Origin of the sequence: Metapseudomonas resinovorans DSM 21078, from assembly GCF_000423545.1 — a bacterium.
In the GTDB taxonomy this organism is placed as follows: domain Bacteria; phylum Pseudomonadota; class Gammaproteobacteria; order Pseudomonadales; family Pseudomonadaceae; genus Metapseudomonas; species Metapseudomonas resinovorans.
This window is the reverse complement of sequence record NZ_AUIE01000001.1, coordinates 81,425-97,419: the sequence shown is the minus strand read 5'-3', so window position 1 is coordinate 97,419 and position 15,995 is coordinate 81,425. Positions and strand designations below refer to the sequence as shown.

Annotated in this window: 14 protein-coding genes; 10 read left to right on the top strand and 4 right to left on the bottom strand. The window is 65.5% G+C overall.

Annotated features, from left to right (window positions below; genetic code table 11):
• The first annotated feature begins 45 nt into the window (after positions 1-45).
• The 4 genes from G559_RS0100395 to G559_RS0100380 all read left to right on the top strand — a co-directional run bounded on the left by G559_RS0100395 (position 46) and on the right by G559_RS0100380 (position 3,989).
• Positions 46-489 (top strand): tripartite tricarboxylate transporter TctB family protein, encoded by a 444-nt coding sequence (locus G559_RS0100395; RefSeq protein ID WP_028626337.1) that lies wholly within the window; start codon positions 46-48, stop codon positions 487-489.
• 1 nt (position 490) lies between these two features.
• Positions 491-1,999, top strand: coding sequence for a tripartite tricarboxylate transporter permease (locus G559_RS0100390; protein WP_028626336.1), 1,509 nt, complete (start codon positions 491-493; stop codon positions 1,997-1,999).
• Complete coding sequence (locus G559_RS0100385) at positions 1,992-3,014, top strand: AbrB family transcriptional regulator (protein WP_028626335.1); 1,023 nt, start codon at positions 1,992-1,994, stop codon at positions 3,012-3,014. Before G559_RS0100390 ends, G559_RS0100385 begins: the two co-directional genes overlap by 8 nt.
• Positions 3,015-3,128: 114 nt before the next feature.
• Positions 3,129-3,989 carry a DUF6279 family lipoprotein gene (locus G559_RS0100380; protein WP_036996678.1) on the top strand — a complete coding sequence of 287 codons (861 nt, stop codon included), beginning with the start codon at positions 3,129-3,131 and terminating at the stop codon, positions 3,987-3,989.
• A gap of 4 nt (positions 3,990-3,993) precedes the next feature.
• On the opposite strand, the gene ung is transcribed toward G559_RS0100380, so the two are convergent.
• On the bottom strand, positions 3,994-4,689 hold the full coding sequence (gene ung, locus G559_RS0100375) for a uracil-DNA glycosylase (protein ID WP_028626333.1): 696 nt from the start codon (positions 4,687-4,689) through the stop codon (positions 3,994-3,996).
• A 109-nt stretch (positions 4,690-4,798) separates the two neighbouring features.
• Here ung and G559_RS0100370 point away from each other — a divergent pair, with 109 nt between their 5' ends.
• Positions 4,799-5,641: an HDOD domain-containing protein gene (locus tag G559_RS0100370; RefSeq protein WP_028626332.1), complete on the top strand. Its 843-nt coding sequence runs from the start codon at positions 4,799-4,801 to the stop codon at positions 5,639-5,641.
• Positions 5,642-5,780: 139 nt separating this feature from the next.
• Here the strand turns inward: G559_RS0100370 and G559_RS0100365 are convergent, their stop codons facing one another.
• Entirely contained in the window at positions 5,781-6,662 is an 882-nt protein-coding gene (locus G559_RS0100365; RefSeq protein ID WP_028626331.1) for an AraC family transcriptional regulator, read from the bottom strand.
• Positions 6,663-6,793: 131 nt separating this feature from the next.
• Between G559_RS0100365 and G559_RS0100355 the strand changes: the two genes are divergently transcribed.
• The 5 genes from G559_RS0100355 (at position 6,794) to mmsB (ending at position 12,399) form a co-directional block, all read left to right on the top strand.
• Complete coding sequence (locus G559_RS0100355) at positions 6,794-8,287, top strand: CoA-acylating methylmalonate-semialdehyde dehydrogenase (protein WP_028626330.1); 1,494 nt, start codon at positions 6,794-6,796, stop codon at positions 8,285-8,287.
• A 64-nt stretch (positions 8,288-8,351) separates the two neighbouring features.
• Positions 8,352-9,515, top strand: a complete 1,164-nt coding sequence (locus G559_RS0100350) for an isobutyryl-CoA dehydrogenase (RefSeq protein WP_028626329.1) — start codon at positions 8,352-8,354, stop codon at positions 9,513-9,515.
• A gap of 10 nt (positions 9,516-9,525) precedes the next feature.
• Positions 9,526-10,344 (top strand): enoyl-CoA hydratase, encoded by an 819-nt coding sequence (locus tag G559_RS0100345; RefSeq protein WP_028626328.1) that lies wholly within the window; start codon positions 9,526-9,528, stop codon positions 10,342-10,344.
• A 23-nt stretch (positions 10,345-10,367) separates the two neighbouring features.
• Entirely contained in the window at positions 10,368-11,471 is a 1,104-nt protein-coding gene (locus G559_RS0100340) for an enoyl-CoA hydratase/isomerase family protein (protein WP_028626327.1), read from the top strand.
• Between the two features lie 43 nt (positions 11,472-11,514).
• On the top strand, positions 11,515-12,399 hold the full coding sequence (gene mmsB, locus G559_RS0100335) for a 3-hydroxyisobutyrate dehydrogenase (RefSeq protein WP_028626326.1): 885 nt from the start codon (positions 11,515-11,517) through the stop codon (positions 12,397-12,399).
• 67 nt (positions 12,400-12,466) lie between these two features.
• Here mmsB and G559_RS0100330 read toward each other — a convergent pair whose 3' ends face one another.
• Together G559_RS0100330 and G559_RS0100325 are read right to left on the bottom strand one after the other, a co-directional pair.
• The gene (locus G559_RS0100330; RefSeq protein WP_028626325.1) at positions 12,467-13,825 is read right to left on the bottom strand and encodes an HlyD family type I secretion periplasmic adaptor subunit; all 1,359 of its coding nucleotides are present in this window, start codon (positions 13,823-13,825) and stop codon (positions 12,467-12,469) included.
• Entirely contained in the window at positions 13,815-15,971 is a 2,157-nt protein-coding gene (locus tag G559_RS0100325) for a type I secretion system permease/ATPase (protein ID WP_028626324.1), read from the bottom strand. The genes G559_RS0100330 and G559_RS0100325 overlap by 11 nt, the downstream gene beginning before the upstream one ends.
• Between the last annotated feature and the right edge of the window lie 24 nt (positions 15,972-15,995).

Below are 15,995 nucleotides of genomic sequence, written 5' to 3'. Positions count from 1 at the left end.
CTCCCAACGGGAGAGGGGAGATCAATGATTCCTAGGTAAATCGCCATGTACGTACGAATCTTCGCTGCGGTCTGGCTGCTCGTCTGCGCCCTGCTCGCAGTGGTCGCCTGGGGCTTTCAGGCCCCCTTCAGCTACGACCCGGTCGGCCCACGCGCCTACCCCCTGCTGCTCCTCTTCCTGATGGCAACGGCCGCACTCTGGCTTCTGTACAAGCCGGGCGACTCCGAAGACCTGCCGATTTCCTGGCCGCTGGCTCGCAAGGTCGCACTCTGCGTCGCTGCACTGTTCGCCTACGCCCTGCTCTTCGAACCCCTGGGCTTCGTTGTCAGCACCACCCTGGTCGGCTTCGGCCTCGGCCTGCTGTTCATGGGCCGGCCGCTGCCGAGCCTGGTCAGTGGCGTGCTGATGGGCGTGCTGCTCTACGGCCTGTTCGACTACCTGCTGGACGTCCCGCTGCCCCTGGGCCTGCTGGCCTTCCTGGAGAACTGAGATGGAAACCCTCAACTTCCTGGCCCAGGGCTTCGACGTCGCCCTGCGCCCGATCAACCTCCTGGTGGCACTGTTCGGCGCCTTCGTGGGCACCGTCGTCGGCCTGTTGCCGGGCCTGGGCCCGATCAATGGCGTGGCCATCCTGCTGCCACTCGCCTTCGCCCTCGGCCTGCCGCCGGAGACGGCGCTGATCCTGCTGGCCGCCGTGTACCTGGGCTGCGAGTACGGCGGACGCATCTCGGCGATCCTGCTCAACGTACCCGGCGACGCCGCCGCCATCATGACCACCCTCGACGGCTACCCCCTGGCACGCCAAGGCAAGGGCGGCATCGCCCTGTCGCTGTCGGCCATGAATTCCTTCATCGGCAGCACCATTGCCACCATGGGCGTCGTGCTCTTCGCGCCGATCCTGGCCAACTGGGCGGTAGCCTTCGGCCCGGCGGAGTACTTCGTGCTGATGGTCTTCGCGATCGCCTGCCTGGGCGGGATGGTCGGCGACAAACCGGTCAAGACTCTGCTCTCGGCGCTGATCGGCCTCGGTTTGGCCACGGTCGGCGTGGACGCCACCACCGGGGTCTACCGCTTCACCTTCGACAGCGTCGGCCTCTCCGACGGCATCCAGTTCGTGATCGTGGTGATCGGCCTGTTCAGCGTCAGCGAAGTGCTGCTGATGCTCGAACACACCGCTACCGGCCAGCAGGCGGTCAAGGCCAGCGGGCGCATGCTGTTCAACTTCAAGGAGTTTTCCTTTACCTGGTGGACCAGCGTGCGCAGCTCCCTGGCAGGCTTCGTCATCGGCGTGCTGCCGGGTGCCGGTGCCACCATCGCCAGCGCCATCACCTACATGAGCGAGAAGCGCATGGCCGGCAGCAGTGGCCGCTTCGGTGAAGGCGACCTGCGCGGCGTGGCCGCTCCGGAAGCGGCCAACAACGCCTCGGCCTGTGGCTCGCTGATCCCCATGCTGACCCTCGGCGTGCCGGGCTCGGGCACCACCGCCGTGATGATCGGCGCCCTGACCCTCTACAACATCACCCCCGGCCCGCTGCTGTTCGAGCAACAGCCCGACGTCGTCTGGGGCCTGATCGCGTCGCTGTTCATCGGCAACGTCATCCTGCTGGTGATGAACATCCCGCTGGTGGGCCTGTTCGCGCGCATGCTCAGCGTGCCGACCTGGATCCTGGTGCCGGCAATCACCATCGTCAGCGTCGTCGGTGTGTATGCCGTTCACAGCACCACCTTCGACCTGGTGCTGATGGCCGCCCTCGGGGTGTTCGGCTACCTGCTGCGCAAGATGGACTTCCCACTGTCATCGCTGATCCTCGGTTTTGTCCTGGGCGAGCTGATGGAGTCCAACCTGCGCCGCGCCCTGTCCATCACCAATGGCGACCTCGGCATTCTCTGGAGCAGTCCGATCACCATCGCGCTCTGGGTGCTGACGGCGATCATGCTGGCGTTGCCGGGGATTCGCTGGATGCGCGCTCGGGCCAAGGCGAAGCTGGCCCATGCCTAAGTGGCTGCTGACGCCGCTGGTGGGTGCCGGCGGCGGCTGGCTGGCCAGCCTGGTGGGTTGGCCGCTGCCGTGGATGGTGGGCTCGCTGCTGGCGGTGATCGCCGTACGCTGCATCGGCAATCTGCCACTGGCGGAAGTCCCCGGCGGCCGTAAGTGCGGTCAGTGGATCGTGGGCGTGGGCATCGGCCTGCATTTCACCCCGGCGGTGATCGAACAGGTGCTGGCCAACAGCGCGATCATCCTGATCGGGGCCGTGGCCACCACCCTTTCCAGCGTCATTGGCATCAGCCTGATGCTGCGCAGCGGCGAGGACCGCGCCACCGCCTTCTTCGCCAGCATGCCGGGCGGCGCCAGTGAGATGGTCAACCTCGGCCAGCGTAACGGCGCGGTACTCAGCCGCGTCGCCGCCGGCCAGAGCCTGCGCCTGCTGCTGGTGGTGCTGAGCGTGCCGGCGCTATTCCAGTTCTTTCTCGGCGTTCCGGCCATCCAGCACCAGGCCGCGACTGTGGACTGGAGCTGGCTTGTGGCACTGTTGGCCGGCGGCGCACTGTTGGCGATGCTGATGCAGCGTTCCCACCAGCCCAACCCCTGGCTGATCGGCCCGCTGCTGGTCAGCGCCGCCATGAGCATCGGCTTCGACCTGCAGCTGGGCCTGCCGCAAGGCGCCAGTCAACTCGGCCAGTGGCTGATCGGCAGTGCCCTGGGCTGCCATTTCGATCGCGCGTTCTTCCGCCGCGCGCCCTCCTTCATCGCCCGCACCCTGCTGGCCACCTCCCTGGGCATGGCCTTCGCCGCCGTGGCTGCAGAGCTGCTGGGCTGGCTGGACGGGCTCGACCACCGTTCGCTGATGCTGGGCATGATGCCGGGCGGCATCGCCGAACTCAGCCTCACCGCTGAAGCGCTGCAATTGTCGGTGCCCCTGGTCACCGCCCTGCAGGTGCTGCGACTGCTATTGGTGTTGTTCCTCGCCGAGCCGGTGTTCCGGCGCTGGCAGAAGCAAGAGACCCACGCTTAGCCCGCCTCGTGCGGGCTCTTTTTGCCCCGGCAACATCCGGTTGCGGCTGCGAAATCATTCGCAACAAGACGCGCCTATGCTCTTCCTATCCGATGGTTGCCAAGGCTGACCGCCATGTCCGGACGCATCGCACCGCTTCGTCTCCTGCTGTTCGCTACCGCCCTGCTGCTGGCCTCCTGCAGCCGTCTCGACCTGGCCTACCGCAACCTCGACCTGATCATTCCCTTGTGGGTCAAGAGCTACGTCACGCTCGACGACCGACAGGAGCAATGGTTGGACTCTCACCTGCAACAGCACCTGGCATGGCATTGCCGTACGCAACTACCGATCTATGTCGACTGGCTGGAAAGCGTCCGCCTCCAGACAAAACAACCGCATCTGGAGCCAGCCACAGTGCAAGGCTGGATCGACAACGTGCAGGGCTCGGTGAAGCGCATTTCCGTTGAAATCACGCCAACGGTGATCGGGCTGACCGAGAACCTGAGCCCCGGGCAAGTGGGTGAGCTCTATGTCGCCATGGACGAGAAGAACGAGGCGCTGCACGACGAGTACCTGGCGCCATCCATGACCAAGCAGGTGGACCAACGCACCCAGCGCATGGTGAAGCGGGTTGAGGACTGGATGGGCCGGGCCACAGCCCGCCAGCGGGCGAGAATCGCCGAGTGGTCGAAAGCCCAGGGCGAGTACAACCGGATCTGGATGGAGAATCGCCAGGCCTGGCAATTGGCCCTGCGCCGCACCTTGTACGCGCGCCACAATCCCGACTTCGCGGCGCAGTTGACCAGCCTGCTGCAGTCCCCGAAAACCCACGGGACCGCTGCGTTCCGGACTTTCGAGGCCCAGCAGCTCCAGACCTTCGCCAGCCTGCTTGCCGACCTGTTCAACCAGGCCGAGACGGACCAGCGCCGGCACCTGGACAATCGCCTGGCCGACCTGGCCAGCGACCTGCGCGGCCTGGCCTGCTACCCGCGCTGACCGCTCAGAGCGCGGGCAGGCTCCACTCGATCGGCTCCAGCCCATGCTGGGCCAGGAACTTGTTGCAGCGGCTGAAATGGCCGTTGCCGAGGAAGCCCCGGTACGCCGACAGCGGCGACGGATGCGCCGACTTCAGGATCAGATGCTTGGTAGGGTCGATCAGGCGCTCCTTGCCTTGCGCGTGGGAACCCCAGAGCAGGAACACTAGGCGCGGACGACTCTGGCTGACCACTTCGATCACCTTGTCGGTGAAAGGCTGCCAGCCGGCAGCGGCGTGGGAACCGGCGCGGGCCTGTTCGACAGTGAGGGAGGTGTTGAGCATCAGCACGCCCTGATCGGCCCAGGACTGCAGGTAGCCATGGGACGGAATCTCGATGTTCAGGTCGCGCTTGAGCTCCTTGTAGATGTTCTGCAGGGACGGCGGTGCCGGCACGCCCGGCTGCACCGAGAAGCACAAGCCGTGGGCCTGGCCCGGGCCGTGGTAGGGGTCCTGGCCGATGATCACCACCTTCACCCGCTCCAGCGGCGTGGAGTTCAGTGCATTGAAGATCAGCGGTCCCGGCGGGAAGATCACCTTACCCGCGGCCTTCTCCTGGCGCAGGAACTCACTCAGGGCCTGCATGTAGGGCTTGTCGAACTCATCCCGCAGGGCTTCTTTCCAGCTCGCTTCGAGCTTGATCCGGTCGTCGCTTTCAGTCATCGCGTTATCTGTTCCGTGGCGGTTGCCGGGGCGCTTCCCGCCCGATGGTCGGGCACCCTAAGAAATGCCCACTACCCTTGTCAATCAAGGACGCCAGGAGCAATCCCACATGGACAACCGTCACGACAACGTGAAACTCGCGCTCTACGAGCGCTTTCTCAAGGACGTCGGTGCACTGCCGCCGATGCCGGAGGCCTCCCTGCGCTTGCGCCAGCTGCAGACGGCGGACGCGGCCACCCACGAACAAGCCAGCGCCCTTCTGGAGGCCTGTCCCGTGCTGGCCGAACGCCTGAATGAATTCGCCAGCCTGCCTCTGCTCGGCCACATCCACCCCGGCGCGCAACTGACGGACGTAGTCAGGCAACTGGACGGCAGGCGCCTGGCCAACCTGGTGCTGGCCTTCGAACTGCGGCAGCTGTACGAGGGCAGCGAACCGAGCCTGGAAAAAGTCTTCAACAAGCGCTGGCGTCTCAGCCTGCAACGTGCGGCCCTCAGTGCCGGCCTGGCGCAACACCTGCCCCACCTGGAGGCAGAAGACGCCCTGTTGGCCGGCCTGCTGCAGGACGTCGGCAGCCTGCCGCTGCTGAAGGAACTGCACCAATGGCCGCAAGTGTCACGCCTGGAAGTCGACCTGCAGCGTCTCTGTGAACAACTCTCCGCCGAACTGGGCGTGCTGTTGCTAAGCGCTTGGAAACTGCCCGGCAACATGCAGGACTGCGCCCGCCTGCGCCGCGACTGGTGCCGCCAGCACAAGGGCCCGGTGGATCTGGCGGACGTGGTGCAGGTCGCCAGCCAATTACTGGAAGAACCCCGCGACGACGACCGCCTGGCCCGGCTGCCCGCCTACCAGCGCATGGAGCTACCGGCACCGCAGGTGCTACGCGCCGAACTGGCGGAAGTCGTGGCGTTGTGGATGAAATTGCTGGGTGGGCGAGCGGTGGAGACCGACTGACGGGCTTGTTCACAGCGCCTCCCCCTCCGGAAAGATATGAACCGGAGGGTCAGGAGCGGTGGGTTTACAGCAGCTCGGGAGGCAGCCCTTCGGCTGCTCGGCCAATGAGTTCTTCCTCACCGGGCTCTGCCCCACCCAATCACCCCTGGTGCAAGGCCCGGTAATGACTGGGCGCCATCCCCACCACCTTCCGGAACAGCCGCGAGAAGTAGTAGACGTCTTCGTAACCCAACTGCTCGGCGATCTGCTTCACCCCCTGATCGCCTTCGTCGAGAAGGCGGCAGGCATGTGCCATTTTCAGTTGAATGAAATCCTGGATCGGCGCATGGCCGGTCAGGGCACGGTAGGTCTTGGCGAAGTGGAAGCGCGACAGCTTGAACTGCGCCGCCAACTGGTCGAGGTTGAGGCTGTCGTGAAGATGGGCACGCATCACCGCCTGCACCGCGTCCACGTCCAGCACCCGGCCGGACTTGAGATAGCCCCGCACCGGCAGTACTGCCAGGGAGGTCAGCAGGGTCTGCAATTGATGGGCGGCATGGACGAAATGCGGCAGGTTCAAGCCTTGCTTGCGCAGTCCCAGCAGGCCATCCAGGTCCGCCAGCAGCCTCGGTTGCACGCCGATCCGACGCATGACCGACTGGCCCAACGGACGCAGGTAGTCCTCCACCAGCTCGCCTTCGAAATGCACCCAGTAGATGCTCCAGGGGCGCAGGGCGTCCGAGCCATAGGCATGGGCACGGCCCTTGGGCAACAGCAGCAGGTCACCCCCTGCCACCTCGAATCGTCCATCCCCGCTTTCCAGCCAACCCTGCCCGGAACGGCAGTAGATCAGCAGGCTGTCTTCCGGTTCCAGGCGCTCCATACGGTGCCCCAAGGCCTCCGGGTAGTAGCCCAGGGCCAGTGGATAACAAGCGGAAGTCAACGGATGACGGGCCAGCAGACGGCGCAACCGGGGCGGCGTGGTGAAGCGCACGCCGTTGGCCGGCAGGGGCCAGTTGGATGTCTCGACGGAGCGGCTCATGTTCGTTCTTGTAGTGGCCTGCAATACCAAGATCGTCCATCCCGCAACCAAGATCGTCAATCCACAACTGGATCGGCGGCCGCTATAAAAGCAAGAAACGACAAGGTCCCGTCTTACGGGTGGAGGACCAGATGGCCAAGACACTCCCACAACTGATCGACGGTGAATGGCGCGAAAGCCGCGCCCGCGAGCTGATCGAAGTCACTGACCCGGCAACCCAGGAGGTCCTGGCCCTTGCGCCGAAGGCCACTGCCGAGGAGATCGAGGCCGCTGTCGCCAGCGCCAAGAGTGCCTTCCAGAGCTGGCGCGAAGTCCCGGTGCCGGAGCGCGCCCGGCTGATGCTGCGCTACCAGCAACTGCTCAAGGAGCATCACGACGAACTGGCCGAACTGCTGGCCAGTGAAACCGGCAAGACCTTCGCCGATGCCAAGGGCGACGTCTGGCGCGGAATCGAAGTGGCCGAACACGCCGCCAACGTGGCCAGCCTGATGATGGGCGAGACGGTGGAGAACGTCGCCCGCGAAATCGACACGGCCAGTTGGGTACAGCCGCTGGGCGTATGCGTCGGCATCACCCCGTTCAACTTCCCGGCGATGATCCCGCTGTGGATGTTTCCGCTGGCCATCGCCTGCGGCAACAGCTTCGTCCTCAAGCCGTCCGAGCAAGACCCGCTGACTCCCAACCGCCTCGCCGAGCTATTCATCGAAGCCGGTGCGCCCAAGGGCGTGCTGCAGGTTATCCACGGTGGCCGCGAGCAAGTGGACGCGCTGCTCACCCATCCCGACGTACGTGCCATCTCCTTCGTCGGCTCGGTGCCGGTAGGCCAGCACATCTACCGCACAGGCACCGCCCACCTGAAACGGGTACAGGCCTTTGCCGGCGCCAAGAACCACATGGTGGTGCTGCCCGACGCCCACAAGGACCAGGTGCTGAGCAACCTGGTCGGCGCCAGTTGCGGCGCCGCCGGCCAGCGCTGCATGGCCATCAGCGTGGCGATCTTCGTGGGAGAGGCGCGCCAGTGGATTCCCGAACTGGCTGCGCAGATGGCCGAGCTGCGCCCTGGTCACTGGAAAGATGCCCATTCGGCCTTCGGCCCGTTGATCAGCCAACAGGCCCGTCAGCGCGTGCTGCGGCTGATCGCCGAGGGTAAGGCCGAAGGCGCCGAATGCCTGCTGGACGGCTCTCAATGCCAGGTGCCGGGCTACCCGAACGGCAACTGGCTGGGCCCCACGCTGTTCCGCGGCGTGACGCCGAAGATGGGCCTCTACCGTGAGGAGATCTTCGGCCCGGTGTTGCTGTGCATGGAGGCAGACACCCTGGAAGAGGCCATCGCCCTGGTCAACGCCAACCCCTACGGCAACGGCACCAGTCTGTTCACCCGCTCCGGTGGCGCCGCGCGGCACTTCCAGCACGCGATCGAGGTCGGTCAGGTGGGGATCAACGTCCCTATTCCGGTGCCCCTGCCCTTCTTCTCCTTCACCGGTTGGAAGGGTTCGTTCTATGGCGACCTGCACGCCTACGGCAAGCAGGCGGTGCGCTTCTACACCGAGACCAAGACGGTCACCACGCGCTGGTTCGATGACACACCGGTCACCGGCCCGAACATGACCATCCACCTGAAGTAGGGGCGAGTTCATTCGCCAAGCGGTGCGCAGCATCGCCACGGAACCGAGTACAGGCAGACGACATATGGATTTCGACCTCACCGAAGAACAACGCCTGCTGGTGGACAGCGCCCGCGCCTTTGCCAGCCACGAACTCACCCCTCACGCAGCGGAGTGGGACCGCGACCATCACTTCCCGCTGGAGGTGATCCGCCGGGCCGCCGAACAGGGCTACCTGGGGCTGTACATCAGCGAAGACGATGGAGGCCTGGGCCTTTCCCGGCTGTCGGCCGCGCTGATTTTCGAGCAACTGGCCGCCGGCTGCGTGGCCACCACCGCCTACCTGACCATCCACAACATGGCCGCCTGGATGCTCGCCACCTTCGGCGATAGCGAGCTGAAGGCACACTGGCTGCCCGGGTTGATCAGCGGCGAGCTGCTGGCCTCCTACTGCCTGACCGAACCGGATGCCGGGTCCGATGCCGCCCACCTGCGTACCCGCGCCCGCCGCGACGGCGACCACTACGTGCTGGACGGCAGCAAATGCTTCATCTCCGGCGCCGGCAGCACCCAGGTGCTGATCGTCATGGCGCGTACCGGGCAGGACGGTGCCAAGGGCATCTCCTGCTTCCTGGTGCCCGCCGATGCCGAAGGCATCCGCTACGGCCGCAACGAAGACAAGATGGGCTGGCGTGCCCAGCCGACCCGCACCATCACGTTCGAGGGGGTGCGAATCCCGGCGGGCAATCGCATTGGCCCAGAAGGCGAAGGCTTCGTCTACGCCATGAAGGGCCTGGACGGCGGCCGCCTGAACATTGCCAGCTGTTCCCTTGGCGCCGCCCAGGCGGCCCTGGAACAGAGCCTGCGCTACGTGGAGGAACGCAAGCAGTTCGGCAAGCCATTGGCCGACTTCCAGGCCTTGCAGTTCAAGCTCGCCGACATGCTCACGGCACTCACCGCCAGCCGGCAGATGGTGCGCCTGGCCGCCCACCGCCTGGACCAGCATCACGCGGAGGCCAGCCTCTACTGCGCCATGGCCAAGCGCTTTGCCACCGACCAGTGCTTCGCGCTGTGCAACGAAGCCCTGCAGCTGCATGGCGGCTACGGCTACCTGAACGACTATCCTCTGGAGCGCTGGGTGCGCGATACCCGGGTGCACCAGATCCTCGAAGGCACCAATGAAATCATGCGCGTCATCGTGGCGCGCCGTTTACTGGAACAGGGCGGAACCCTTGACCGTCTGTTGTAAGGAGATGCACATGAGCACTGCCGTAGAACCCTATCAGCCCGGAATCTTCGACCTGACCCACAAGCTGACGGTGGAGAAGCATGGCCACACTGCGCTGATCACCATCAACCACCCGCCGGCCAACACCTGGGACCGCGAGTCGCTGATCGGCCTCAAGCAACTGATCGAGCACCTCAACCGCGACGACGACATCTATGCCCTGGTGGTGACCGGCCAGGGGCAGAAGTTCTTCAGCGCCGGGGCCGACCTCAATCTCTTCGCCGATGGCGACAAGGCCCGCGCCCGTGAGATGGCCCGGCGCTTCGGCGAGGCGTTCGAGGCCCTGCGCGACTTCCGTGGCGTGTCCATCGCCGCGATCAACGGCTACGCCATGGGTGGCGGCCTGGAATGCGCCCTGGCCTGCGATATCCGCATCGCCGAGCGCCAGGCGCAGATGGCCCTGCCAGAAGCCGCCGTGGGCCTGCTGCCCTGCGCCGGTGGCACTCAGGCCCTGCCCTGGCTGGTGGGCGAAGGTTGGGCCAAGCGCATGATCCTGTGCGGCGAGCGCGTGGATGCGGAAACCGCCCTGCGCATTGGCCTGGTGGAACAGGTGGTGGACAGCGGCGAAGCCCGTGGCACTGCCCTGCTGCTGGCGTCCAAGGTGGCGCGGCAAAGCCCGGTTGCCGTACGCACCATCAAACCGTTGATCCAGGGCGCACGCGAGCGTGGGCCGAATGGCTGGCTGCCGGAAGAGCGTGAGCGCTTCGTCGACCTGTTCGACGCCGACGACACCCGCGAAGGCGTCAACGCCTTCCTGGAAAAACGCGACGCGCACTGGCGCAACAAATGACCGAACGCTGGACGAGAACGACTATGAATGTGAGTTTCGAAGAACGCAGCGGCCTGCACGGTGCCCGTATCGGCATCGCCAGCCTGGACGCCGAGGCCAGCCTCAACGCCCTGTCCCTGCCGATGATCGAGGCCCTGGACGCCAAGCTGCGCGCCTGGGCCGAAGACCCGGAAATCGTCTGTGTGCTGCTGCGCGGCAATGGTCCCAAGGCCTTCTGCGCCGGCGGCGACGTGCGCAAGCTGGTGGACGCCTGCCGCGAGCAGCCTGGCGTGGTGCCGCCGCTCGCGGGTCGCTTCTTCTCCGACGAATATCGCCTCGACCACCGCATCCACACCTACCCCAAACCGCTGATCTGCTGGGCCCATGGCCATGTGCTGGGCGGTGGCATGGGCCTGATGCAGGGTGCCTCGATCCGTATCGTCACTCCGTCCAGCCGCCTGGGGATGCCGGAAATCAACATCGGCCTCTATCCCGACGTGGGCGGCAGCTGGTTCCTCACCCGCCTGCCCGGCAAGCTCGGCCTGTTCCTGGGCCTGGGGGCCGGCACCATCAACGCCCACGACGCGCTGGATCTCGACCTGGCCGACCGATTCCTCCTGGAAGACCAGCAGGATGCCCTGCTCGCCGGCCTGGTCCAGCTCAACTGGCAAGACCAGCCCGACGCCCAGCTCAACAGCCTGCTCAAGGCGCTGGAGCACGAATCGCGCAGTCAATTGCCGGAAGCCCAGTGGCTGCCGCGGCGCAAACGCATCGACGAGCTGCTGGATGTAGCTGACCTGCCGGCGGCCTGGAAAGCCATGACCGCCCTGCAACACGATAGCGACGTACCGCTGGCGCGCGCCGCCAAGACACTGGCCGCAGGTTGCCCGCTCACCGCCCACCTGGTCTGGGAACAGATCCGCCGGGCGAAGCACCTGTCGCTCGCCGACGTCTTCCGCATGGAATACGCCATGAGCCTGAACTGCTGCCGCCACCCGGAGTTTCCCGAAGGCGTGCGCGCACGGCTGATCGACAAGGACAACGCGCCGCGTTGGCACTGGCCAGATGTGGCGGCCATTCCCCGTGCGGTGATCGATGCCCATTTCGAGCCGGTGTGGGAAGGCCGGCACCCGCTGGACGATCTCTGAGACGCTGATCGCTACCGCGCAGCACCGGACAAGGAGAACCACGATGAGCAAGATCGCCTTTATCGGACTGGGCCACATGGGCCTGCCCATGGCCCGCAACCTGCTCAAGGCCGGCCATGACCTCCGGGTTTACGACCTGGTGCAAGCCGCCATCGACGAACTGGCGGCCGAAGGCGCCAAGCCGGCACGGGACGCGCGGGACGCAGTCAGCGGTACCCAGGTGGTGATCACCATGCTGCCGGCCAGCAAACACGTGGAAGGCTTGCTGCTCGGAGACGGCGGCCTGCTGGCGTCCATCGCCCCCAGCAGCCTGCTGCTGGAATGCTCGACCATCGCCCCCGAATCCGCGCGCAAGGTGCATGCGGCGGCCAAGGCGCGCGGCATCGAGCTACTGGATGCGCCGGTATCGGGCGGCACGGCCGGTGCGGCGGCGGGCACCCTGACCTTCATGGTGGGCGGCGAAGCGGCGGCACTGGAAAAGGCACGGCCGGTCTTCGAGGCCATGGGCAAGAACATCTTCCACGCCGGCCCTGACGGCGCCGGCCAGGTGGCCAAGGTGTGCAACAACCAGTTGCTGGCGGTGCAGATGATCGGCACCGCCGAGTCCATGGCCCTGGGCGTGGCCAACGGCCTCGACCCGGCCATCCTCGCCGAGATCATGCGCCAGAGCTCGGGCGGCAACTGGGTGCTGGAACGCTACAACCCCTGGCCGGGCGTGATGCCCAACGCGCCGGCGAGCAGGGACTACGACGGCGGTTTCATGGCCGAGTTGATGACCAAGGATCTGGGCCTGGCCCAGGAGACCGCGCAGCACAGCCTCTCCAGCACCCCCATGGGCGCCCTGGCGCTGCAGCTCTATCGCCTGCTGCTCAAGCAGGGCAAGGGCAAGAAGGATTTCTCGGTGGTGCAGAAGCTGTTCACGGAGTGAGGTCAGGAGGCGCTGGGCGGGAACCCGTAGGCGGTGGATAGAAGCGCACTATCCACCCTTGGCTCGATCAGCGCTCGCGCAGAGCCTCAGCCCTGGCGCGGACGATAGGCTTGAGCAGGTAGCTCAGGATGCTCTTCTTGCCGGTCATGATATCCACCGAAGCAACCATGCCGGGAATGATCAGCAGCGGGTTCTGGTCGCTACCCAGGTGGCTCTTCTGGGTGCGTAACTTGATCAGGTAGAAGCTGTTGCCGTCTTCGTCCGTAATGGTGTCCGCGCCGATCTGCTCCAGATCGGCGGTCAGCCCGCCATAGATGGTGAAGTCATAGGCGGTGAACTTGACCATGGCGCGTTGTCCGGGGTGCAGGAAGGCAATGTCCTGCGGCCGGATGCGTGCTTCTACCAGCAGCGTGTCGTCCAGCGGCACGATCTCCACCAGGTCGCTGCCCGGCTGGATTACGCCACCGATAGTGTTGACCAGCAACTGCTTGACGATTCCCCGCACCGGCGAGGTGACCAGGGTGCGCTTGACCCGGTCCTCCAGGGCCTTGCCGGTGGCGTTGGCCTTGTTCAGCTCGGTACGCGCCTCGTTCAACTGGGCCAGCGCCTCGCTGCGAAAGCGCGAGCGGGTCTCGGCGATCTTGCGCTCGGCTTCCTTGATCGCTGACTCGGCGCGGGGAATGGCCAGGCTAGTGGCTTCCAGCTCGCCTCGGTTCTCCACTTCGGCACGGCGCAGGCGCAGCACTTCCACCTTGGAGATCGCACCCTGGGCCACCAGGGGCTCGGAGATGGCGATCTCCTGACGCAGCAGTTGCAGGCTGTTGCGGTATTGGCCTTGTTTGGAGATGAACTCCTGCAGTTCCTGGCGGCGCTGCACCAGTTGTTCCTCGAGGCCGGCCACCTCTTCCTGGAGCTGCTGCTGCCGGCTGCGGTACAGGGCGTCCTCGCTGCCCGCCTGCTCGGGGGCGACGTTGCGAAGCGCTTCGGAGATTTCCAGCGGGCGGTCGTCAACCTCGGCGCTCAGGCGCTCGACCCGCAGCTGCATGGCGTTGCGGTCAGCCTCGGTCTCGCCGACGTTCGATTCGAAACGGGTCGGGTCCAGACGCAGCAACGGATCACCCACTTCCACCACCTGGCCCTCGTGGATGAAGAGCTCGGACACGATGCCGCCTTCCAGGTTCTGCACCTTCTGCAACTTCGAGGAGGGAATCGCCTTGCCTTCGCCACGGGTGACTTCATCCACCTGGGCAAAGTGCGCCCAGAGCGCCATGAACAGGGTGAAGCCGATGAGGGTCCAGATGGTCAGCCGCACGACGCGCGGTGCATCTTCCACCAGGGCCTTGTTGACCTCCGGCAGCGGTTGGTCGGACAGCGAGTCACCGCCCTTGAAGTACTGGCGCAGCGCGCCGAAGCCCTTATGCGACACTGATCTGCCCCTTCTTCAGCGCTTCCATGACCGCTTCCTTCGGGCCGTCGGCAATGACCCGGCCACGGTCGATGATCAACAGACGATCCACCAGCGAAAGCATCGAGGCGCGGTGAGTGACCAGCAACAGGGTCTTGTTGGCGATCACCGAGGCGAGGCGTTCCTTGAGGCGCTCCTCGCCAGGGTTGTCCATCGAACTGGTGGGTTCGTCGAGCAGCAGGATCGGCGGGTCGAGCAGCAAGGCGCGCGCCAGGGCAACGTTCTGCCGCTGGCCGCCGGAGAGGTTCTGCCCGCGCTCCCCGACCTGCAGCTCATAGCCCTGCGGATGCATCCGGGCGAATTCGTGCACGCCGGACAGCTCCGCCGCCTGCAATACCAATTCGTCTTCCACATAGCGGGCGCCAGACATCAGGTTGTCGCGCAGGGTACCGCTGAACAACTGGATATCCTGAGGGACGTAGCCGACGTTGTGGCGCAGCTCGCTGACGTCCAGCTGGCGGATATCGGTGCCGTCCACCAGCAGACTGCCGGAGTCAGCCTGGTAGAGCCCGACGATCAGCTTGGCCAGGGAGCTCTTGCCCGAACCGCTGCGGCCGATGATGCCGATCTTCTCGCCCGGGCGGATGATCAGGTTGACATCGCTCAGGGCCGGGATCTGCTGATGCGGGTAGGTGAAGCTGATCTGCCGCAGCTCAAGGCTGCCCTGCAGCTTGGAACGGACCAGGGGTTGCTCGCCCTCCTGGCGCTCCTGGGGCAGGTCCATCATCTGGTCCACGGAAATCATGGTCAGGCGCGCCTGCTGATAGCGCGTGAGCAGGCCAGAGAGTTGGGTCAGCGGCCCAAGGGCTCGGCCGTTGAGCATGTAGCAGGCGATCAGCCCGCCCATGCTGAGGTCCCCGTCCATGATCAGGTACACCCCGGCGACGATCATCACCACACCGGCCAGTTGCTGGATCATCAGCGTCAGGTTCATCGCCAGGCTGGAGAGCATCTTCACCCGCAGCTCGAGGCGGCCAAGGGTGCCGATGGTCTGCTCCCAGAGGTACTGGCGGTCGCTCTCGGCGTTGTTGACCTTCACCGCATCGAGACCGGCGAGGGTTTCGATCAGGCTCGACTGACGTTCGGCGGCCAGCGCCATGGTGCGGTCCATGGTTGCCACCAGCGGCTTCTGCAACAACCAGCTGATGCCCATGGCCAGCGGGAAGGCAAGGATCGGAATCCATACCAGATGTCCGCCCAGCAGGCCGATCACCAGTAGGATCAACAGGGTGAACGGCAGGTCGATGACGCTGGTCAGGGTCAGCGAGGCCAGGAAGTCCCGTAGCGTCTGGAACTCATGGATGTTCTGGGCAAAGCTGCCGACCCGCATCGGGCGGTACTTCATCGCCATGCCGACGATGCGCTCGAACAAGGTGGCGGAGATGATCAGGTCGGTCTTCTTGCCAGCCAGGTCAAGGCACAGGCCGCGCATGGTCTTGAGCAGCAGGTCGAAGAAGTAGGCGCCAGAAATACCGATGGCCAGCACCCAGAGGGTCGCGGCGGCCTGGTTGGGCACTACGCGGTCGTACACGTTCATCACGAAAAGCGGCGCGCCGAGGCCGATCAGGTTGATCAGCAGGCTCGCGGCGACGGCATCGATGTAGAGCCAGCGCGAGCGCTTCAGGGTGTCGCGGAACCAGGACTGGGTGCGCGGAATCAGGCTGCCCTGGTTGAGGTCGTACTTGTGCTGGGGTTGGGCGAAGAACACCTGGCCGCTGTAGTCCTCCTGCAGCAACTCGCGGGAAACCTTCACCTCGCCGCCATCGCTCTCGCTGAGCAGCAGGCGAGCAGTTCCATCGTCGCTCCAGCCGAGCATCACCGCGCAACGGCCTTCCTTGAGCAGCAGCAGCGCGGGCATGGCGATCTTCGGGATCTGCTCCAGGCGACGCTGCAGGAGGCGCCCCTGCAGACCGGCACGGGCCGCGGCGCGGGGCAGCAGTTCGGCAGTCAGGCGCTGTTTAGGCAGCGGCAGGCCACTGGTGAGCATGGCCCGGTTGGCGGGTTTGCGGTGCAGGACGCAAAGGGATAGCAGCGAATCCAGCAACGGATCGTCATGCTGCCCACGGGGATCGGTATTGAGTTGAATCGGGCTGACTTCTGGATCCACGCCTGGGCACTCTGCTCTGGGTTC